15 protein-coding genes are annotated in these 19,442 nt (G+C 71.4%); 6 read left to right on the top strand and 9 right to left on the bottom strand.

Annotation, left to right across the window (positions count from 1 at the left end; genetic code table 11):
- The first annotated feature begins 137 nt into the window (after positions 1–137).
- The 3 genes from EIL87_RS15080 to EIL87_RS15070 are packed head-to-tail and all read left to right on the top strand — an operon-like array spanning position 138 to position 4,085.
- A complete protein-coding gene (locus EIL87_RS15080; RefSeq protein ID WP_125091187.1) occupies positions 138–2,945 on the top strand; it encodes an FtsK/SpoIIIE domain-containing protein in 2,808 nt (935 codons plus the stop codon).
- The gene (locus EIL87_RS15075) at positions 2,938–3,318 is read left to right on the top strand and encodes a hypothetical protein (RefSeq protein WP_125091186.1); all 381 of its coding nucleotides are present in this window, start codon (positions 2,938–2,940) and stop codon (positions 3,316–3,318) included. The genes EIL87_RS15080 and EIL87_RS15075 overlap by 8 nt, the downstream gene beginning before the upstream one ends.
- Before the next feature lie 29 nt (positions 3,319–3,347).
- Positions 3,348–4,085: a GNAT family N-acetyltransferase gene (locus EIL87_RS15070; RefSeq protein ID WP_233576266.1), complete on the top strand. Its 738-nt coding sequence runs from the start codon at positions 3,348–3,350 to the stop codon at positions 4,083–4,085.
- 387 nt (positions 4,086–4,472) lie between these two features.
- Here the strand turns inward: EIL87_RS15070 and EIL87_RS15065 are convergent, their stop codons facing one another.
- Positions 4,473–6,110 carry an FAD-binding oxidoreductase gene (locus EIL87_RS15065; protein ID WP_125091184.1) on the bottom strand — a complete coding sequence of 546 codons (1,638 nt, stop codon included), beginning with the start codon at positions 6,108–6,110 and terminating at the stop codon, positions 4,473–4,475.
- Between the two features lie 16 nt (positions 6,111–6,126).
- Between EIL87_RS15065 and EIL87_RS15060 the strand changes: the two genes are divergently transcribed.
- Positions 6,127–6,777 (top strand): TetR/AcrR family transcriptional regulator, encoded by a 651-nt coding sequence (locus EIL87_RS15060; RefSeq protein ID WP_125091183.1) that lies wholly within the window; start codon positions 6,127–6,129, stop codon positions 6,775–6,777.
- Positions 6,774–8,345, top strand: a complete 1,572-nt coding sequence (locus EIL87_RS15055) for a glycerol-3-phosphate dehydrogenase/oxidase (protein ID WP_125091182.1) — start codon at positions 6,774–6,776, stop codon at positions 8,343–8,345. Before EIL87_RS15060 ends, EIL87_RS15055 begins: the two co-directional genes overlap by 4 nt.
- 838 nt (positions 8,346–9,183) lie before the next feature.
- On the opposite strand, the gene EIL87_RS15050 is transcribed toward EIL87_RS15055, so the two are convergent.
- From EIL87_RS15050 to EIL87_RS15040, 3 genes are all read right to left on the bottom strand, one after another.
- Positions 9,184–10,488, bottom strand: coding sequence for a citrate synthase (locus EIL87_RS15050; RefSeq protein ID WP_125091181.1), 1,305 nt, complete (start codon positions 10,486–10,488; stop codon positions 9,184–9,186).
- A 380-nt stretch (positions 10,489–10,868) separates the two neighbouring features.
- The gene (locus tag EIL87_RS15045; protein WP_125091180.1) at positions 10,869–11,798 is read right to left on the bottom strand and encodes a carbohydrate kinase family protein; all 930 of its coding nucleotides are present in this window, start codon (positions 11,796–11,798) and stop codon (positions 10,869–10,871) included.
- On the bottom strand, positions 11,795–12,415 hold the full coding sequence (locus EIL87_RS15040) for a TetR/AcrR family transcriptional regulator (protein WP_125091179.1): 621 nt from the start codon (positions 12,413–12,415) through the stop codon (positions 11,795–11,797). The genes EIL87_RS15045 and EIL87_RS15040 overlap by 4 nt, the downstream gene beginning before the upstream one ends.
- A gap of 125 nt (positions 12,416–12,540) precedes the next feature.
- On the opposite strand from EIL87_RS15040, the gene EIL87_RS15035 reads away from it, so the two are divergent.
- On the top strand, positions 12,541–13,683 hold the full coding sequence (locus tag EIL87_RS15035; RefSeq protein WP_125091178.1) for an acyl-CoA dehydrogenase family protein: 1,143 nt from the start codon (positions 12,541–12,543) through the stop codon (positions 13,681–13,683).
- A gap of 168 nt (positions 13,684–13,851) precedes the next feature.
- Here the strand turns inward: EIL87_RS15035 and EIL87_RS15030 are convergent, their stop codons facing one another.
- The 5 genes from EIL87_RS15030 to EIL87_RS15010 form a co-directional block, all read right to left on the bottom strand.
- The gene (locus tag EIL87_RS15030; RefSeq protein ID WP_125091177.1) at positions 13,852–14,778 is read right to left on the bottom strand and encodes an aldose 1-epimerase family protein; all 927 of its coding nucleotides are present in this window, start codon (positions 14,776–14,778) and stop codon (positions 13,852–13,854) included.
- 77 nt (positions 14,779–14,855) lie between these two features.
- On the bottom strand, positions 14,856–16,250 hold the full coding sequence (locus EIL87_RS15025; RefSeq protein WP_125091176.1) for an APC family permease: 1,395 nt from the start codon (positions 16,248–16,250) through the stop codon (positions 14,856–14,858).
- 119 nt (positions 16,251–16,369) lie between these two features.
- Positions 16,370–17,662 carry an MFS transporter gene (locus EIL87_RS15020; RefSeq protein ID WP_125091175.1) on the bottom strand — a complete coding sequence of 431 codons (1,293 nt, stop codon included), beginning with the start codon at positions 17,660–17,662 and terminating at the stop codon, positions 16,370–16,372.
- An 85-nt stretch (positions 17,663–17,747) separates the two neighbouring features.
- Positions 17,748–18,401 carry a pyridoxamine 5'-phosphate oxidase gene (gene pdxH / locus EIL87_RS15015; RefSeq protein WP_125091174.1) on the bottom strand — a complete coding sequence of 218 codons (654 nt, stop codon included), beginning with the start codon at positions 18,399–18,401 and terminating at the stop codon, positions 17,748–17,750.
- A gap of 271 nt (positions 18,402–18,672) precedes the next feature.
- Positions 18,673–19,428: an urease accessory protein UreD gene (locus tag EIL87_RS15010; RefSeq protein ID WP_125091173.1), complete on the bottom strand. Its 756-nt coding sequence runs from the start codon at positions 19,426–19,428 to the stop codon at positions 18,673–18,675.
- Between the last annotated feature and the right edge of the window lie 14 nt (positions 19,429–19,442).

Genomic DNA, 19,442 nt, shown 5'->3' with positions numbered 1-19,442 from the left:
CGCCCAGGCGCACGGGTGCGGTCCTGCACTGGCGCGGCGGACCGCCGAGGAGGGACCACGCACACTTCTTAGGCGGGGCTTACTTCGAGGTGGTACCTTGATCACGTTCCGTAACTCGGTCTCCCAGGTGGCGTGTTGTGAAACGCAGTGACCGTCGTCGTCGCATCGAATCGGCCTTCGAGCACCTGCGCAGCAGCATCTCCGCCGCACTCGGGGCCGCCGAGAACGCGCACCAGCGGGTGCTCGACACCTGCGCCGAGCAAGAGCACGCGCTGCGCATCGCCCAGTTCGGCACGGCGAGGGCCGAACGCGAACCGGAGCAGGTCACGGACGACCCTGCCGACCGGCACTTCCAGGTCGCGCTGCGTCGAGCGCTCGCCGAACGCGACGAGACCTTCCGCGAGTGGACCGAGCAGGGCCCGCCCGCGCTGCAGGAGCTCGTCCTCGGCAGCTCGCCCGGCAGCGCCTCGGGCGAGTTCGGGGACTGGCTCGGGACGATCGGTGACGGGGACACCGCGCACCCGCCCGAGCTGTGGCGGATCGGCACCGCGACCGTCCCCGACGCCCCGCGGTCCTCCGCTTTCCCGGCCGTGGTCCCGGCGTTGGACTTCGCGCACCTGCGCATCACCACCGACGAGGTGCCCGACACCGCCGAACCGCTGGTGCAGAACCTGCTGCTGCGCCTCCTCAGCCACTTCCCGCCCGGCCAGGTGCGCATCCACAGCTGGGACGTCGCCCGGCTGACCGGAACGCTGCCCGACCTGCACCCGCTGACCAGCGCCGACCTGCTCACCGCCCACGACCCGACCCAGCTGGGCGAGATGCTCGACGTGCTCTCCGACCACGTCAAGCGCATCCACCGCCACGCGCTGCTCGGCGAGCACACCACCGTGCGCGAGCTGGCCGCCGCCCAGGGAAAGCGGAGCGAGCCGTGGCGGATCGCGGTGCTGTTCGGCAACGGGCAGCCCTTGCGCGAGGAGCAGCAGCAACAGCTGCAGCGGATCGCTCGCAACGGCCTGGCCTGCGGCATCCAGCTGATCACCGTCGACCTCCCGATGACCGTCAACAGCACCTTCGAGTCGATCACGCTGATCGGCGAGAACCGCGCCCGCACCAGCATGACCGGTCCGGAAGCCGTTGTGGCGCTGGACGATCCGCCCTCGCGCGGCGAAGCGGCGAAGACCTGCTCGAAGATCGCAGCGGAGTTCGAGTCACGCCGCGCGCGGGTGCGCACCTTCGACGACCTGCTGCCCGACGAGCTGTGGCAGTGCCATTCGCGCTCGGAGCTGCAGGCGCCCGTCGGGTTCGACGAAGGCGAAGAGGTGTGGGTGCGGCTCGGTGACGCCAGCCCGCACACGCTGATCGGCGGTCCCAGCGGCTCGGGCAAGACCAACTTCCTCTACGGCATGCTCGGCGCGATGGCAGCCCGGTACTCGCCGGACGAGCTGGAGCTGTACCTGCTGGACTTCAAGGAAGGCGTGTCCTTCGCCCAGTTCACGCCGGGCAGGCGCGATCCGAGCTGGCTGCCGCACGCGAAGCTGGTGGGCGTCAACGTCAACACCGACCGCGAGTTCGGGCTCGCGCTGCTGCGGTTCCTGGCCGACGAGATGCGGCGCCGCGCCGACAAGGCCAAGGAGTACGAGGTCACCAAGCTCGAAGAGCTGCGGGCCGAGGACCCCGAGGGCCGGTGGCCGCGGATCGTCGCGGTCATCGACGAGTTCCAGTACCTGTTCGCCGACCGCGACCCGGTGACCGCGCAGGCCACCAAGCTGCTCGAGGACGTCGCCCGTCGCGGGCGGTCGCAAGGCATCCACCTGGTGCTGGCCAGCCAGGACGTCTCCGGGATCGAGGCGTTCTGGGGCAAGCCGGCGATCTTCGAGCAGTTCATCCTGCGGATCGCGCTGCCGAAGGCGCGGCGGGTGCTCACCGAGCACAACCACGCCGCGATGGAGCTGCCGCGGTGGCACGCGGTGGTCAACCACGAGTCCGGCGTCAAGCACGGCAACGAGATCGCCCGCATCCCGGACGCCACCGCCCGCGACACGTTCCACCAGCTCCAGCACCAGCTCTGGGAACGCCGCGCGGCCGGATCGCAGCCACCGCGGTTGTTCGACGGGTCCAACCTGCCGAAGCTCTCGTCGATGGCCGACTACCGGACGCTGACCACGTCGGCGGGCACCCCGCGAGCGCTGCTCGGGCAGGTCATCGACGTCGAGGGCACGGCGGCGGCGGTGCGGTTGTCGCGGTCGCCCGGTCGCAACATCGCGGTGATCGGGTCGGTTCGCGAGGACACCACCAGCGCGCTGGGCGCGGCGGCGCTGTCGCTGTCCCGCCAGCACGAACCGGGGAAGATCCGGTTCACCATCGGCGCGCTGCTCGACGACGTCGACGCCGAGGCGCGAGCCGTGGCCGAGGATCTGCGCGGACGTGGTCACGAGGTCGACGTGGTGGGGCTGGACGAGGTCTCCGCGACGCTCGACGGCATCGCCGCCGGCATCGCCGCGGGCGCGGCCGAGGTCCGGCACTGCGTGGTGCTCTACGCGGTCGACGCGGCCCAGACGACGTTGGAGCGCAAGGACCCGGTGACCCGTGCGTGCGCGCTGGACTCGTTGCGCACGATCCTCAAGCAGGGGCCCGAGTCGCGGGTGCACGTGATCGGGTGGTGGCGGAGCGTCCAGCGGGTGAAGAACACCCTCGGCATGGGGCCGGTGGACGACATCGGCGCGTGGGTGGCCTTCGACGTGCACGGCCAGGAGCTCAGCACCTTCGCCGCCGGCCAGCCGGTGAACTGGTCGCCGCGGTCGCGTCGCGGACTGTTCTTCGACCGCTCGGTGCACTCGCGTCCGGAGGTGGTCCTGCCGTTCGACCTCGGCGGAGCACCGCCGGTCCCCGCGCAGCGCACGACGGAACTGGCAGCCGAGCTCTGGGAGGAAGCCGGTGACTGAGACCGCGGCGGAGCGCTACCGCGAGCTGACGGCGCTGGCCACAGCGGCGGGCAAGCAGGTGCGCAAGCACGAGCGGGAGACCGCCGAGCGGCTCGGCGAGCAGGTCGCGGCCGGTGAGCAGCGCAAGGAGGAGTCCGCGCAGGTCCGCGACGAGCTGGTCGCCGAGGTCAAGCAACGCTGGACCGCGGCGATGCAGGTCGTGTGGGACGAGCGCTGGCTGCGCTCCTCCGGGGTCCCCGCTCCCGACCGCAGCGCGCCCGACGCCACGCCGTCGGAGTCGCGCGTGGCCGTCCACGAAGCCTTCGAGGCCCTCCGCGACGCCGTCACCAAGCCGCGCTTGCCCACGGACTTCCTCCCCCGGCGCCGCAAGTAGCCGACCGGCGGCGTGATGACGCTGCCCCCGTGGAGGAGCTGAGGTCCGCGGCGGAGGTGGCCGCTGCGTCGAGGGATCTGATGGTGCGGTGGGCTGCGCAGGCGTGGGAGCCGGGCTCCCCGCACGAGCGCGGGAGCGCGTGGCGGCGCCGCAGCGCGGTGGCGGTGTTCGCCCCTCGGCTCAACCGCGCCGACCGGCTCGTCCACACCGGCGAGGAGGACGACGTCGTCGCGCTGCTGACGGAGGTCGTCCCGTTGGTGCCCGGGCAGAAGGTCCGGTTGCTCACTCGCGCTCCGCTGGCCGCGCGGGTCGCCGAGCGGTTGGGCCACGAGGTGCTGGCCACCTTCGGCTGGCTGCACCTCGACGCGGAACCGCCGCAGCAGCCCGACTCCGGGGTCGAGTGGCTGACCGACGCCGACCGCCCGGTGATCGACGCGCTGCTGCGCGAGGCCAATCCCGGCTCCTACCTGTTCCCGGACGACCCGGGAGCCGTGCGGTGGGCGGGGATCCGCGACGAGTCGGGGGCACCGGTGTCGGTGGCCGGGGACTCCTGGCCCGCGCCAGGCCTGCGCTACATCTCTGGCGTCGCCACCCACCCCGACCACCGCGGCCGAGGCCTGTCCACACGCGTCTGCACGTTCCTGACCGCGGAACTCGCCGCACTCGACGACGTCGCCCTCATCGCGGACGCCGACAACGAACCAGCGCTGCGCATGTACCACCACCTCGGTTACCGCTACACAACGATCTCAGCCAGCCGCTGCTGAAAACGCCACGAGAGCCCCTGTTCAAGAGCGACGTGAACGGCGAGAGCCGCGCCTTCAGGCGCGGAACTCACCGCTACCACCACAGGCCCGACGCGACCCCCGACGAACCCACTTCGTCAAGTCCGGAACACATGCCACCGCCGCAGGTGTGCAGACCACCGCCGTCTTCACGCCCGGACCACCACCGCCGAGGGCCCGAGACAGCCGCGACGGCAGCCGCTTCGTCAAGTCCGGAACACCACCGCCACCGCCGCAGGTTCTGAGCGGCTTCGTGGCGAGTACGCCGGGACGCCGCGTAGACGAACTCCAGGAGCGGCGCACGGAGCCACGGAGCCGCTCAGGTTCTGCTACCGGCACCGCCACGCAGAGCGAGGACTGAACAACCGATCACAAGCGGACGAGCTTGCCTGGGTTGAGGATCCCTGTGGGATCCACCGCCCTCTTCGCGGCCGCCAGGACCGACGTGCCGATCTCGCCGATCTCCGCGCTCAGCCACGGGCGGTGGTCGACGCCGACCGCGTGGTGGTGGCTGATGGTGCCGCGACCGGCGATCGCGTCGCACGCCGCTTCCTTCGCCCGCTGCCACTGGGCGAAGGGCTGCTCGGAGTTCCGCGGCGCCAGCACGGTGAAGTACAGCGAAGCTCCGGTCTCGTAGGCGTGCGAGATGTGGCACATCACGATCGGCGGCCGGCTGCCCGCCTGCAGGTTGCGCACCAGCGCCGTGCGCACGGCTGAACGCAGCTCGCTGAGGGAGCTCCAGCTCGTCGCGGTCTCCAGGGTTTCCACGCAGACGCCCCGGTCGAGCAGGGCGTCGCGCTGGCGGGGTCCGGAGAAGCGGTGCGCCCGCCAGGACTCCCCGACGGCTCGGCCCAGCCGCACGGTCCGCACGTCGCGCAGCGCGTGCAGGGCCGCCGCGCGCCGCTGCTTCAGCTCGGTGCGGGTGCTCGCGTCCCAGCCGAGCACCAGCAGGCACGGGTTGCGAACGCCCTTGGCGCGCAGGAAGTTCCCGAGCGCGCGAGCCTTGAGCTGGCCGGAAAGCGCGAACTGGACCTCGGTCTCGTCCGGGTCGGACAACCGGGTCACGTCGGCGAGCACCCGGTCCTGCGCGAGCGCGCGCACCGCGTCGCTACCGGCCTGCCACCCGTCGACGACCAGCGCCTCGTAGCGGGTGCGCCGAGGCACGGACCGGACCCGCACGGCGACCTCGGTGATGACACCGAGGGCCCCTTCGCTGCCGATCGCCAGCTGCCGCAGGTCGGGGCCGGCCGCCGAGGCCGGTGCGACGCCGAGCTTCCACTCACCGGCCGGTGTCGCAAGCCGGACGCCTTCGACCATGTCCTCGAAGCGCCCGTAGCCGGAGGAGGACTGGCCCGCTGAGCGGGTCGCGGCGAAGCCGCCGATGGTGGCCCGCTCGAAGGACTGCGGGAAGTGCCCGAGGGTGAACCCGTGCGCGGCCAGCAGTGATTCGGCTTCGGTGGCGCGCATCCCGGCCTGCAGCACGGCGATCCGCGAGTCGGGGTCGAGCGAGACCAGCCGGTCGAGGCGCACCAGGTCGAGGGCGACCACCGCGCGCTTGCCGCCGCGCAGCGCGTCCACCCCGCCCACCACCGAGGTCCCCCCGCCGAACGGGACGACCGCGATGTCGTGCCGGGCGCAGATCTCCAGCACGCCCTGCACCAGCTCCGGCTCCGAGGGCAGCAGCACGGCGTCGGGCACGGCGAGGTCGGCGCCCTCGCGGCGTCGCATCAGGTCGCTGTAGGACATGCCGCCCGCGCGGCCCAGGCGTGCGGCGGCGTCGACGAGCACGTGCCGCTCACCCAGCAGGGCCTCCAGCTCGGTGCGCGGGGTTTCACCGAGGGCGCTCTCGGGCACTTCGAGCAGGGACGACGGCACCGCCGGCGTGGTGGTCTCGGCGAGCCCGATGCGGTGCCGCAGCCAGCGCAGCGCGGCTGGGGACAGGGGCGCGGCAGCGGCACCCGAAGAGGTCCAGCTTCCGCGGAGGGTGTGTTCGATCTGGCCGGTCACGGCTAGAGTGTGACACATGGAGTCGGATTGTCACAGCATCGAGCGGGTACCCGCTCGACCCGCGAGCCCCGGGAGGCGCCAGGCGGCCAACCGGGTCGACGAGGCCGACCTGCTGCGCGCGGCACGCGAGTGCGTGCTGGTCAACGGCGTCCGACGCACCACGCTCACCGAGGTCGCCCGCACCGCCGGGGTCAGCCGCATGACGCTCTACCGGCGCTTCCCCGACGTCGGCAGCATGGTGACCACCCTCGTCACGGCCGAGTTCGGTGAAGTCCTGCAGCAGGCGCGCCGAGCCGAGGGAACCGGCGACGCGCGGCAGCGGCTGGTCAGCGGGATGGTGCGCGGCATCCGGCTCCTGCACGAGGCTCCCCTGCTGCAACGAGTCCTCGAGACCGACGCCGAACTGCTGCTCCCCTACCTGGTGGAACGGCTCGGCAGCACCCAGGTGGCGGCCGACGGGTTCCTCCGCGAGCACCTGGCCGCCGGGCACGCCGACGGGTCGATCCGTCCCGGCGACGTGGCGGTGCAGGCCCGCTCGTTGCTGCTGCTGACCCAGTCGTTCGTGATCTCGGCGGTCCCGGCGGCGAAGGACCTCGACCTCGACGCACTGACGGACGAACTGACCCTCCTCCTCGACGGCGCTCTCCAGCCAAGGAGCCCTTCATGATCACCACACCGCTTCCCGCCGGTTCGCTGCGCGCCACCTCGCTGAACTCCGCCCGGTTGCGGACCGACCTGCACGCGGCCGCCGAGCAGGAAGTCGACCTCCTCGTCGTCGGCGGTGGCGTCACCGGCACCGGGGTCGCCCTCGACGCGGCCGCGCGGGGCCTGTCGGTCGCGCTCGTCGAGGCCGAGGACCTCGCGTGGGGGACGTCCCGCTGGTCCAGCAAGCTCGTGCACGGAGGTCTGCGCTACCTCGCGCACGGCGACGTCGCCCTGGCGCGGGAGAGCGCCGTCGAGCGCAACGTGCTCATGACCCGCACCGCCCCGCACCTGGTGCGCCCGCTGCCGCAGATCATCCCGCTGCACGAGAGCACGTCCCGGCGGCAGGAACTCGTCCTGCACGCAGGACTGCGGGCCGGTGACGCGCTCCGGCGCGCGGCGAGGACCCCCTCCGACGTCCTGCCACCGCCGAAGCGGATCCCGTCGGCCGAAGCACTCGCCCTGGTGCCCGGCCTGCGCCCGGCGGGCCTGCGCGGCGGCCTGCTCAGCTTCGACGGGCAGCTGGTCGACGACGCCCGGCTCGTGGTGGCGCTGGCCCGCACCGCGGCCGGGTTCGGCGCGCGCGTGCTGACCCGCTGCGCGGTCCGGTCCCTCGACGGCGGCGGCGCCGACGTGGTGGACGCGCGCAGCGGTGAGTCGCTGCGGATCCGCGCGCGGTCGGTGGTCAACGCCGCCGGTGTGTGGGCCGGGGAGCTGGTTCCGGAGGTCCGGCTGAGCCCGTCGCGCGGATCGCACCTGGTGGTCGACGCCGACGCGGCCGGGGTGGCGGGAACCGCCGTCGTCGCGCCGATGTCCGGCGAGCAGGGGCGCTTCCTCCTGCTCATCCCGTTGCCCGACGGCCGCGCGATCCTCGGGCTCACCGACGAGCCGACACCGGGACCCATCCCGCAGGTGCCGGAGGTGCCGGAGTCCGACGTGGACTTCCTGCTCGCCGGCATCCGCGAAGTGCTGGGCGTCCCGCTGACCCGCGAGCACGTGCTCGGCTCGTTCGCGGGCCTCCGGCCGCTGCTGCAGCAGGACGGCAAGCGCTCGGCCGACCTCTCCCGCCACCACGCGGTGCTCACCTCCTCCGACGGCGTCATCACGGTTGTCGGGGGGAAGCTCACGACCTACCGCAGGATGGCCGCCGACGCCGTGGACGCCGCCGTACGCGGCCGCGGTCTGTCAGCGGGACCGTCGCGCACGACGGAGATCGCGCTGGTCGGAGCGGCCCCGCGACGTCACCTCACCGACATCGAGGCACCCGCGCCCCTCGTCGCCAAGTACGGCACCGAGGCCGCTCGTGTCACGGCGCTGACCGAACTCGACCCGGACCTGGCCGAACCCGTTGCCGAAGGCCTCCACCTCAGCGCCGCCGAAGTCCTCTGGGCGGTGCGCCACGAAGGCGCCCTCGACGCCGACGACGTCCTCGACCGCCGGACCCGCGTCGGTCTCAACCCCGGCGACCGCGAGGCCGCCCGCCCCGAGGTCGAGAGCCTCGTCGACAGAGCCTTGGCAGGGATCGAAACCTGAGTTCTGGGGCTGTCCCGTGTGCGCTCCGCGTGGCGGTGCGGGGAGCGGGACCTGAGCGTCCTCCCGGGCTCCGCGCGGCCTCGCGGTGCACGCAACCCGGATCACCCCCTGATCCGTGGCCCGATCGTCCTTGTGAGCCCCCTCTAGGCAACAGCCATCACGGCGGAGAAGGGCGGAGAAACCTGATCCCGACCACCGCGGTGATCAGGGAACCGAACGACACCCGGCTACCCGCCATCGATTTCCGCGATGTCGCGCCTCTTGGGTTAGGGGGTTGCCACTCCTGTTGTGGGTGAGGAGTGGTGGTGGGTCGTGCGGATCGTCTGTGGTGTCGCGTCGGGTGCGGGTTGTCCTGTGGAGAATCCACCCCTGACAGCGTGTGCGGAACCGAGGACCCGACAATCCGTGGAACCGGTAGCGCGGCAATCCGACCACCAATCGCGGTGACAGCTTTCGCGACGACGCTGAGAACCCCGGTGATCCGTGCACCGTTCACGGGGCAGTTCGGAGCCAACCACGACGACAGCCCGCGCAATCCGAAACCCCGGTGATCCGTGCGCCGCTTGGCGCGGTGATCCAGCTCAAGACCAGGAAATCCAGGTAATACGTGGCCTGGTTCGTTGCGGTGATGCGCATGCCGTTTCCCGGGGTGGTTCGGGTGGTCGCCGCGGCCTTCGTCAGGTAGGTCGCGAACCGGGGCTGCAGGTGTGAGCGCGTGGTCCCGACTGGGCCGGAGCGCAAGAAGGCCCCGGGGGCCGGCCTGGTGGCCGGGCTCTCCGGGGCCGTTGCGAGGGTCTGGGGCCCGTGGCCTCAGACTGGATTCAGGTAACGATTCAGCTCAGCGCTGGTCCATCGGCTTGTAGGACCGCTCGGGCGAACCCGTGTAGACCTGGCGCGGACGGCTGATCTTGCGGGCCGGGTCCTCGATCATCTCGCGCCAGTGCGCGATCCACCCGGGCAGGCGGCCGAGCGCGAACAGCACCGTGAAGAACTTCGTCGGGAAGCCCATCGCCTTGTAGATCAGGCCGGTGTAGAAGTCCACGTTCGGGTAGAGCTTGCGCGAGACGAAGTAGTCGTCGGCGAGCGCCTTCTCCTCCAGCCGCATGGCGATGTCCAGCAGCGGGTCGTTGGCGCCGAGCTTGGACAGCACCTCGTCGGCGGTCTTCTTGATGATCGCCGCGCGCGGGTCGTAGTTCTTGTAGACCCGGTGGCCGAAGCCCATCAGGCGGACGCCCGGCTCCTTGTTCTTCACGCGGTTCACGAACGCGTCGACGTCACCGCCGTTGGCGTGGATGCCCTCCAGCATCTCCAGCACCGCGCTGTTCGCGCCGCCGTGCAGCGGGCCGAACAGGGCGTTGATGCCGGCCGAGACGCTGGCGAACATGTTCGCCTCGGACGAGCCGACCATCCGCACCGTCGACGTGGAGCAGTTCTGCTCGTGGTCGGCGTGCAGGATGAACAGCAGGTCCAGCGCGCGAGCCAGGGTCGGGTCGACCTCGTAGGGCTCGGCGGGGAAGCCGAAGGTCATCCGGAGGAAGTTCTCCACCAGGCCCAGCGAGTTGTCCGGGTACAGGAACGGCTGGCCGACCGACTTCTTGTAGGCGTAAGCCGCGATGGTGGGCAGCTTGGCCAGCAGGCGGACCGTGGACAGCTCGACCTGGTCCTTGTCGAACGGGTTGAGGCTGTCCTGGTAGAAGGTCGACAGCGCCGAGACCGCGGAGGACAGCACCGGCATCGGGTGCGCGTCGCGCGGGAAGCCGTCGAAGAACTGCTTGAGGTCTTCGTGCAGCAGGGTGTGCCGGCGGATGCGCTCGGAGAACGCGTCGTACTCCTGCTGAGTCGGCAGCTCACCGTAGATCAGCAGGTAGCTGACCTCGATGAAGTTGGACTTGGCCGCGAGCTCCTCGATGGGGTAGCCGCGGTACCGCAGGATGCCGGCATCACCGTCGATGTAGGTGATGTCGGAGTTGCAGGCTGCGGTGTTGACGAAGCCCGGGTCCAACGTCACCAAACCGGTCTGAGCCAGCAACTTGCCGAGATCGACGCCAGGCGCACCCTCGGTCGGCTGCGTCACCTGCATTTCGTGCTCGCCGGCGTCATAGCGCAGCGCGACGGTGCGTTTGGCGGTCACGTCGTCGGGCATTCGGGAACCTCTCGCGCTCGTCAAGGGGTGCGTGGTGACGACCGCGATTGCCCAGCCAAGCGGCAGGGCTCCGTGTCGCCCGCGCTCCGGTCGGGGTGTCCGAACCGTCGCAGCACCACCCCGTTGGGGTCCTGTCAGTAGTCACGCTAGACCGCAAGAGGGTCCCCGCGCAGCAATCGCGTTTCGTCTTTTTTGCAGGTGGGACCACGATCACATCACACCCGCGGGTACCCGGCGCGCGGATGTGGACGCTCAGCCACCCTCCGGCACCACCTTCGTGACCACGTGTGAAATCCGATCGGTCTAATTCGAACGCCCCCTTCCGCAGGTAAGGGCCTGCGCTCACGGGGCGTGTTCGACCACCCCCGGATGGATTCGGTTCACCCGTCGAGCTCCGCGGACCACGGTGGATCGGCCCCGGGGCGCGAGACGGTGACCGCCGCGGCGGACGCGGCGAAGGTCAGCGCGCGCTCCCACTGCTCGGCGTCGAGGGCCTGGACCGCCTCCGCCGACAGGGCGTCGTGGCGGTGCAACCACGCCAGCAGCGCCGCCTGCACGGTGTCACCGGCGCCGATGGTGTCGGCGACCTCGACCCCACGACCGGGCACGGTGACCTCGCCGTCGGCGGTGACGGCGGTGAGACCGTCGGCGCCCCTGGTCAGGACCACTGCGGCCGGGCCGCGGGACCGCCACTCGCGGGCGGCGTCGAGGACGTCGCGGCCCGGTGCGAGCCACCCGGCGTCGTCGTCGGAGACCTTGAGCAGCCCGACCGAGGGCAGCCAGGACTCGAACCGCGCCCGGTAAGCGTCCGCGTCGGCGATGAGCGCGGACCTGATGTTGGGGTCCAGCGCGACGAACACGCCCCGCTCGGCCTCGCGGAAGAGCACCTTCTCGTAGGTGGTGGCACCGGGTTCGAGCACCATGCCCAGCGTGCCCAGGCACAGCGCGGTCGTGTTCGCCGGCAGCGGCTGGTCGGTGACGAAGCGCGCGGCCGTGCCTTCGGTGTGGAAGCTGTAGCGGGCCGAGCCGCCGGCCTCCAGCCCGACGACGGCCAGCGTCGTCGGCTCCGGGCCGCGCTGCACCAGCGAGGTGTCCACTTCGGACTCCACGAGCCGCTGCAGCACGCGGTCGCCGAACTGGTCGGTGGACAGCTTCGCGTAGAACGCCGCGGGCGCGCCGAGCCGGCCCAGCGCGATGGCCACGTTGTAGGGGCCGCCACCCAGCAGCGGGTGCAGCGGTCCTAGATCACCGTCCGGGGTGGACGGATCCGGCACGAGGTCGACGAGGGCCTCACCGCCGATGACGATCACTTCTCCTCCACTGCGTCCGAATCGGACTTCTCGTCCTGGGCCAGTCCGCCCAGCAGGAACTGCGACAGCGCCGCGAACGCGGCGGCGTCGGACAACCCGGTGCGCTCGCCGATCTCGCCGCGCTGGATCCCGGCGATGGTGCGGCCGACCATCTCGCCGACGAACCCGGCGTGGACCTCGCGGAACACGCCCTGCTGCACGCCCTCGGCGATGAACCCGCGCAGCCGGTCGGCGGCGGCGCGGGCGTTGGCCTCGTAGGTGGCGCGGGTCGCGAGGTTGGCGCCCATGTCGTTGATGAACTCCCGCGACGCCGGCTCCAGCGCCTCAGCGGCGGCGTCGAGGTAGGCGCGCACCTTCTCCCGCGCGTCCGCGGCGGCCTCGGTGCGGCGCTCGATGTCCTCGGTGGCGTTCTTGAAGTAGTGCGCGACGACGCGGACCGCGAGCTGCTCCTTGCTCCCGGCGAGCGTGTACAGCGTCGACTTCGAGCAGTGCAGCCTGGCCGCCAGGTCGTCGAGGGTGAAGTGGGCGAACCCCTCGGCCAGGAACAGGTCGCGCAGCCGGTCCAGGAGTTCGGCTCGCCTCGGGTTCAGCGTCCGCTCGGCTCGGGAGGTGCTCATCGGGAGAAGCCTGCCACAGGACGTTGAATCCTCCGAGCAGACCTGTCCACAGTACTGGAGTACGTCATACAGTACTGATTGCAGTACGCCGACCGGCTACGCACACTGGACCGTGGGAGCGCGCCATGACCGTTCACCGCCTGCTTCCGACCGAGGAAGCGACTGATCTGCTCGCGTTGACCCGCGAGATCGCCCGCGACGAACTCGCCGGCCGTGCCGCCGAGGACGAGGCCGCCGCGAAGTTCCCGCGCGACGCGTTCCGCCTGCTCGGCGAGGCCGGGTTGCTCGGCCTGCCCTACCCCGAGCAGCACGGCGGCGGCGCGCAGCCCTACGAGGTGTACCTGCAGGTGCTGGAGGAGATCAGCCGCGCCTGGATGACCGTCGGCGTGAGCCTGTCGGTGCACACCATGAGCTGCTTCCCGCTCGCCCACTTCGGCACCGAGGACCAGCGCGAACAGTGGCTCCCGGAGATGATCGGCGGCTCGCTGCTGGGTGCGTACGCGCTGTCGGAGCCGCACGCGGGGTCCGACGCGGCCGCGCTGAGCACCCGCGCGGAGCGCAGCGGCGAGGAGTACGTGGTCAACGGCCAGAAGGCGTGGACCACCCACGGCAGCGAAGCGGACTTCTACACCCTGATGGCCCGCACCGGCGACGGCCCGCGCGGCATCAGCTGCCTGCTCGTCGACTCGACGACCTCAGGCCTGACGGCCGGACCGCCCGAGCACAAGATGGGACTCACCGGTTCACCCACGACCCCGCTGTACTTCGAGGACGCCCGCGTCCCGGCCGAGCGGCTGATCGGCGAGGAGGGTGACGGGCTCAAGATCGCGCTGTGCGCGCTGGACTCCGGCCGCCTCGGCATCGCCGCCTGCGCGGTGGGACTCGCCCAGGCGGCGCTGGACCTCGCGGTCGACTACGCCCAGCAGCGCCAGCAGTTCGGGCAGCCGATCATCGAGTTCCAGGGTGTCGAGTTCATGCTGGCCGACATGGCCGCGGCTGTGCAGTCGGCCCGCGCGACGTACCTCGACGGGGCCCGTCGCCGCGACGCCGGTCTACCCTTCGGCGAGCAGGCGTCGGTCGCGAAGCTGGTGGCCACCGACGCGGCGATGAAGGTGACCACCGACGCGGTCCAGGTCCTCGGCGGCGCCGGCTACACCCGGGACTTCCCCGCCGAGCGCTACATGCGCGAGGCCAAGGTCCTGCAGATCTTCGAGGGCACCAACCAGATCCAGCGCGTGGTCATCGCCCGCCACCTCACCCAGCGCTGACGGAGTCAGCAGCCCCACGGGGAACCGCCTCTCGCCGCGAGCGAGGGGCGGTTCCCCGTCACGGCCCCACCTCGGTCACCAGCACTGGAACCGGACCGTTCGGCGTGGAGGGAGGAGTTCCAGTCGCAGCCCCCGGGACTACTCTCCTGGCTCGCTCGTCGACGGGGCTCAGATGGCCTTGAGGCCCCAGTGCGCCGTCCAGGCCTCGCCCGGGCGGAGGGTGATGAGGTCGGTGCCGGAGTTCAGGGCGTTCGGCGGGCAGGTCATCGGTTCGATGGCAACGGCCCGACCGCGGTCGGGGTAGTCGTCGGCGGTGTAGACCTGCACCCACTTGAACACCGGGTCCGCCCAGAGCTGCACGCCGTGGCCGTCGGGGCCGGTGAGCGAGTGCCGGACGAGGCCCTCCGGGTCGTCGGGGGCCGGGGCCGCACCGCCGAAGGCGGTGTCGAGCAGGACGCCGGCGAGGCGGCGACCGGTGCGGAAGTCGACCTCGTCGCCCTGCAGCGCGCGCGGCGGTCGGACCGGCAGCAGCCGGTCGGCGTCCACCGGCAGGACCGTGGCGGCGGCCAGGCGCAGCGTGCACTCGTCGGTCTCGACGTCACCCGCGCGCGGGTAGGGGTGCACCCCGACGCCGAAGGGGACCGCGCGCCCACCCAGGTTCTCCACGGTGTGGGTCACGGTCAGGCCGTCGTCGTCGAGCGCGTAGCCGATCGAGGTCAGCAGCGGCACCGGCCAGCCGGGCCGCGGCGAGACGGTGGCCTGCAGCACGACGGCGGAGTTCGTGTGCTCGACGATCGACCACGGCTCGTGCCGCAGCAGGCCGTGGATGGCGTTGTGCCGGTCGGGCTCGGTCAGCGCGAGCTGCTGCGGTTCCCCGTCGAGCGCCCAGCGCCCGTCGGCGACCCGGTTCGGCCACGGCACCAGCACCGATCCCGAGGCGGACGGCGGGAGGCGGTCCGCGTCGAAGGTCTCGGTGAGGGGCACTCCGTCGACGGAGAAGGCGCGCAGCGCGGCACCGAACTCGGTGATGACCGCACTCGCGGCCCCCGAGGTGATCTCGAACTGCCGTCCGGTGGCGGGAAGAGGATCATGCACGCCGCCAACTCTACGACCGGGAGGCGGCCCGGGGCACCGCGAAGGGTGTCCCGAACCGCCTCCCAGCGAGCGACGACCTACTTGGTCAGGGCCTCGGCTTCGAAGTCCGTCTTGCCCTTGACGAAGTAGTTGATCACCCAGAAGATCACGCCGATGCCGAGCAGGATCCCGGCGATGATGTACTCCGTCGCAGGCCGGCCGGACAGCGGGCTGGCGAAGAACGCGCAGGTCAGCGCGCCGAGCACGGGGACCCAGGTGGGCGCCCGGAAGTGGTCGTGCTCGACCTCGTCCTTGCGCAGCACCAGCACCGCGACGTTGACCACCGCGAACACCAGGAGCAGCAGCAGCGAGGTGGTGCTGCCCAGGTCGGAGATCTCCAGCGAGCTCACCAGGATGATCGCGATGATGCTGGTGAACAGGATCGACACCCACGGCGTGCGGCGGCCCCGGTGGACCTTGCCGAAGGCGCGGGGCACGACACCCTCGTTGGCCATGCCGTAGACCAGTCGGCTGGCCATCAGCATGTTGATCAGCGCCGTGTTGGTGACCGCGAACAGGGCGATCATCGAGAACAGCAGCGGCGGGAACCACGGGGCGGCGGCCTTGACCACCAGCAGCAGCGGGCCGTCGGACTCCGCCAGCTCGTCGGTGGGCACCAACGTCGAGGTGATCAGCGCGATGACCAGGTAGATGACCGCGGTGATGATCATGCCCACGAGCAGGGCGCGCGGGAAGTTCTTCGCGGGGTTCTTGGTCTCCTCGGCCATGTTGACCGAGTCCTCGAAGCCGACCATGGCGAAGAACGCGAGCGCGGTGGCCGAGGTGATCGCCAGCAGCGGCGAGGTGTCGGTGTCGAACTGCGTCAGCCGGCTCGGGTCGGGCGCGATGTCGGGGCTGTGGCTGCCACCGAAGATCGCGATCAGGCCGAACACGATCACGATCGCCAGGCCGGACAGCTCCACGCAGGTCAGGACGACGTTCATCTTGACCGACTCGCCGACGCCGCGGAAGTTGATCGCCGCGAGCAGCAGCAGGAAGCCGAGCGCGACCATCCACGAGTAGGGCTCGATGCCGTCGCCGAAGATGCCCGTGAGGTAGTCACCGCTGAACGCCTGCGCGGCCGAGGAGGCCGAGGTGATGCCGGAGCACATCACCGCGAAGGCGATCAAGAAGGTCAGGAAGTGGACGCCGAACGCCTTGTGCACGTACAGCGGGGCCCCGCCGGCCTTGGGGTACTTGCCGACCAGCTCGAGGTAGCTGAACGCGGTCAGGAAAGCGACCACGAACGCGACCAGGAACGGAACCCAGAGCGCTCCCCCGACTTTGCCGGCGACCTTCCCGGTCAACGAGTAGATCGTGGTCCCGAGGATGTCTCCCACCACGAAGAAGAGCAGCAGTTTCGGGCCCATCACCTTCTTGAGGCCAGGCTCCTGCGCACCGCCGGGCGCGTTCACGGTCGTTTCGTTGGCCATAGTGGAGAAGTGTGCAGGTTGGCTTCGGAGCTTGTCTGCCCACCCCTGGTCGAAACGCCCTCCACTTCTCGGCGCACGCGTGGCGGAGTGCCCAACCGGCACGCTCCGGCTCGATCACGTCACGTGCCGTCACCAGTGGGCGCCCGGTACTGCCAGAACGCCGGCAGGAACGCGGCCGACAGCGCGGCGGCGAGCACGACGAGCACGCCCCCGATCACCACGGCCGTCCCGGTGCCCAGCGCGGCACCGGCCAAGCCGTGCAGGGTGTCGGCCAACCTCGGCCCGCCCGCCACGACGACGGTGAACACGCCCTGGATCCGGCCGCGCATCTCGTCGGTGGCCGCCGCCTGCAGGATCGAACTCCGGTAGACCATGCTCACCAGGTCCGCGCCGCCGCCGAGCGCCAGGAAGAGCACCGCGAGCCACAGCGAGTCGGCGAAGCCGAACCCGATGATCGCCACGCCCCAGGCGATCACGGCCAGCGTCACGCCGACGCCGTGCCGGGCGATGCGGTGCAGCCAGCCGGAGAACAGCCCGAAGCAGAACGCCCCGAGCGGGATCGCCGCGTAGAGCCAGCCGAGCGCGGCACCGCCACCGGGCGGGTCGCCGAAGGTGCGCTCGGCCATCTCCGGGAACAGCGCGCGCGGCATGCCGAAGACCATGGCGATGATGTCGAGCAGGAACGAGGCCAGCAGCACCGCGTGCAGGCCGAGGTAGCGGAAGCCGTCGAGCACCGAGCGGAGACCGGCCTTCTTCGGCGCGCCGTCCTGCGGCGGCAGCGGGGGCAGCCGGAACACGGCCCCCAGCGCCAGGCACAGCGCGATCGCGTCCACGAGGTACAGCACGGACAGGCCCAGCACCGGCAGCAGGACTCCCGCCAGCAGCGGCCCGACGATCGAGCCGAGCTGGAAGACGGTGGAGCCCAGGGCCTGCGCCGAGGGCAGCAGGTGCGTGGGGATGAGCCGGGCGACGGCGGCTCCGCGCGTCGGCGAGTTGACCGCGAAGAACGTCTGCTGGAGCGCGAACAGCACCAGCACCAGCCACACCGACGGGATGCCGGCGAACGCGACCAGCCACAGCAGCACCGAGGTCACCGCGAGCCCGCCGTTGGTGATCAGCAGCAGCTTGCGCCGGTCGACGGTGTCGGCGATCGCGCCACCCCACAGGCCGAACACCAGCAGCGGGACCAGGCCGAAGAGGCCCGCGAGCCCGACGTGGAACGACGAGCCGGTGATGTCGTAGATCTGCTTGGGCACGGCGACGGCCGAGAACTGCGCGCCGACCGCGGTGACGATGTTGGACAGCCACAGCCGGCGGTACGCGGGGTACTGCAGCGGGCGGGTGTCGATGAAGACCTTCCCGAGCTTGGCCCTCAGGCCCCGTCGGGGGATGGTTCCGCTGCTCTGCTGCACGAGAGCAGCACCTTAGTCCTTCGCGAGGCTAAGGGACCACCGGGTTTCCCGCCCGTGTGACGGAGGTCTACGCCCGCGTAGCCGATCACGGAGCCAGGCGCTCGACCGCCCAGTGGTCGTCGTCGCGGCGGAAGCGGAGCCGGTCGTGCAGCCGGTCGGGACGGCCCTGCCAGAACTCGACGTAGTCCGGGCGGATCCGCCACCCGCCCCAGTGCGGCGGGACCGGCACCTTCTCGGCGTCGCCGAAGCGGCGTTCGATGCCGTTGAGCGAGTTCTCCAGCGCCTCACGGCCGTTCACCACCCGCGACTGCGGCGAGGCCCAAGCGCCCAGCTGCGAGCCGCGCGGGCGCTCGGCCCAGTACTCGGCCGTCTCGGCGGAGCTGACCTTCTCCACCTCGCCGCGCACGTTGACCTGGCGCTGCAGGCCGAGCCACGGGAACGTCGCCGCCGCAACGCGAGTCGCCTTCAGGTCGTGGCTCTTGTTGGAGGTGTAGTTCGTGAAGAACACGACGCCGCGCTCGTCGAAGCCCTTGCACAGCACGGTTCGCGAGGACGGGAAGCCTTCGGGGTCGGCGGTGGCCAGCACCATCGCGTTGGGCTCGACCAGCTCGGCCGCGATGGCGTCGTCGAACCACCGCTGCAGCTGCTCGTGCCAGGTGTCGGCGAGCGAGTCCTCGTGCAACGCCCCGGCTTCGTAGGAAACACGCATGGACGGCAACGCGACCTTGGCCTCCGACATCAGCTTCCTCCCTGACTCGCGCGGCGAACGGCACGACTCGAACTCGACATCCCGGCTCGGCGCCGGACGGTACGGGTTGGACGATGCCGACGCGCGCGAGGCGCCTCGGCCATTCCTCACGACGGTAAACGGGATCCGAACGCGAGCCGAATCGGCGGGAGTTCACGATCGATTCCGCAACCGATGCAGTGATCGTTCCCACACCTCCTCCTCATCACCCGATCAGCCGTTGCGCTGCGAGAAGAGCAGGGGAACCTCCCTGCCACCCACCTCACCACGTCGGAACGAGGAGGTCCTCGACGTCCGGATGGTGGGAGAGGGCTTCCGCGAGCCGGTGTCCCGCCGTCACCGCGTCGTCGGCCAGTGCGGTGGCCAGCGCTCCCCCGGCCGCCAGCGGTGCCAGCGACCACCACTGGCCGCTGAGGGGGCCGGGCGGGTCCCGGTCCCACGCGACGACCTCCGACGCCAGCACCCGCGCGCCGGCGAGGTAGCCGGGGCTGGCCGCCGTCCGGGCGTCGCCGAGGTCGATCCGCTGCCGCAGCAGCGGCTTGCCCGAGCGCGTGACCTGCGTCGTCGCCACCAGGTGACCGGAAGGTTCCCCGCACCGCCCGCGCACCAGGGACTCCCTGCACCGCGCCCGCGCCCCGGCCGCGAGCTCGACGGTCAGCTCCGCGGCGTGGTCGGCGCGGGAGCTGATCACGGTGGTCTCCGGCAGGTACTGGACCGTGCCGCCCTCGTCGACCTCGATGTGGACGGTGGAACGGCTGCTCCCCCGGCCGGGCAGGGCGACGGTCGCCGCCGTCCCGACGAGCCGAAGCCGAGCCCCGGGACCGACGCGGACCCGCAGGTCGACGCGGTCACCGCCGACCGGGCTCGCGGCCGAGCTCACCAGGTGCACGACAGCGGCCCCTCCGGAAGCCGTCGCGGTCCGGCGCGGCACCAGCGTCAGGGGAGCCTGCGAGCGCAGGTCCCGGACGACGCTGCGCCCACCGGAGACCTCGACGGCCAGCAGGGCGGTGGCCTTCACGCGACCCCGCCCCG

It is taken from the genome of Saccharopolyspora rhizosphaerae (assembly GCF_003931915.1).
Taxonomy (GTDB): domain Bacteria; phylum Actinomycetota; class Actinomycetes; order Mycobacteriales; family Pseudonocardiaceae; genus Saccharopolyspora; species Saccharopolyspora rhizosphaerae.
The sequence above is the reverse complement of the archived record's forward strand: the minus strand, read 5'-3'. Positions and strand labels throughout refer to the sequence as shown.

Excerpts from the sequence above, each read along its gene's own strand:
- EIL87_RS15035 (WP_125091178.1), top strand. The coding sequence starts at position 12,541 with ATGACCGTTCACCGCCTGCTTCCGACCGAGGAAGCGACTGATCTGCTC.
- EIL87_RS15025 (WP_125091176.1), bottom strand. The coding sequence starts at position 16,250 with ATGGCCAACGAAACGACCGTGAACGCGCCCGGCGGTGCGCAGGAGCCT.
- EIL87_RS15060 (WP_125091183.1), top strand. The coding sequence starts at position 6,127 with ATGGAGTCGGATTGTCACAGCATCGAGCGGGTACCCGCTCGACCCGCG.
- EIL87_RS15040 (WP_125091179.1), bottom strand. The coding sequence starts at position 12,415 with ATGAGCACCTCCCGAGCCGAGCGGACGCTGAACCCGAGGCGAGCCGAA.
- EIL87_RS15055 (WP_125091182.1), top strand. The coding sequence starts at position 6,774 with ATGATCACCACACCGCTTCCCGCCGGTTCGCTGCGCGCCACCTCGCTG.
- pdxH (WP_125091174.1), bottom strand. The coding sequence starts at position 18,401 with ATGTCGGAGGCCAAGGTCGCGTTGCCGTCCATGCGTGTTTCCTACGAA.
- EIL87_RS15050 (WP_125091181.1), bottom strand. The coding sequence starts at position 10,488 with ATGCCCGACGACGTGACCGCCAAACGCACCGTCGCGCTGCGCTATGAC.